General features: G+C 33.9%; 1 protein-coding gene. It reads left to right on the top strand.

Annotation, left to right across the window (positions count from 1 at the left end):
* Positions 1–38 precede the first annotated feature (38 nt).
* Positions 39–570 (top strand): DUF1376 domain-containing protein (locus tag ACFILO_RS09775; RefSeq protein WP_375678246.1); only part of this gene is annotated, 532 nt, incomplete at its 3' end.

Genomic DNA, 570 nt, shown 5'->3' with positions numbered 1-570 from the left:
AGCAATTTTATATTTAGTTAAAGAAAGGGAATTGGGGTATGTCCAGTAAATTACCATGGACGAGGCTTTTTGCAGACCAGTGGGCAATTGTTGTTGATTATTTGCCTGCTGTAGAGGGAAATATCTATATGCGATTACGGTTACGTATGTTGCGTACTGGTGAACCTCTTTTTTATAATATTAAAGTTTTATCTCATTACACTGGTTATTCAGTGAAGAAGTTTGAAGCGGCACTGAATGTTTTGCTTGAAGAAGGATATCTCATTCGTTTAGCAGATGGTCGCTTGTGGAATTTAGATGTTGAGGAAGAACTCAATAACTCTAATGAGAATTTAGATAAAGCTTCGGAAAAGGCTTCAAAAGCAGCAAAAGCTAGATGGGATAAAAACAAAGATAAAAGTAATGATGATGCACGTGCAATGCATGAGCAATGCACAAGCAATGCATACGCAATGCACGAGCAATGCTTGGAAATGCACAATAACATTAACAATAACAATAACAAAAAAAATAAAAATATTATTTTATCAAAAAGAGAAATTGATTTTGAAAATTTAGAAACAAACGATT

This window comes from Bartonella sp. AP72JLCBS, from assembly GCF_042195705.1.
In the GTDB taxonomy this organism is placed as follows: domain Bacteria; phylum Pseudomonadota; class Alphaproteobacteria; order Rhizobiales; family Rhizobiaceae; genus Bartonella.
Note: the sequence above shows the minus strand (reverse complement) of the source record. Positions and strands in the feature narration are given on the sequence as shown.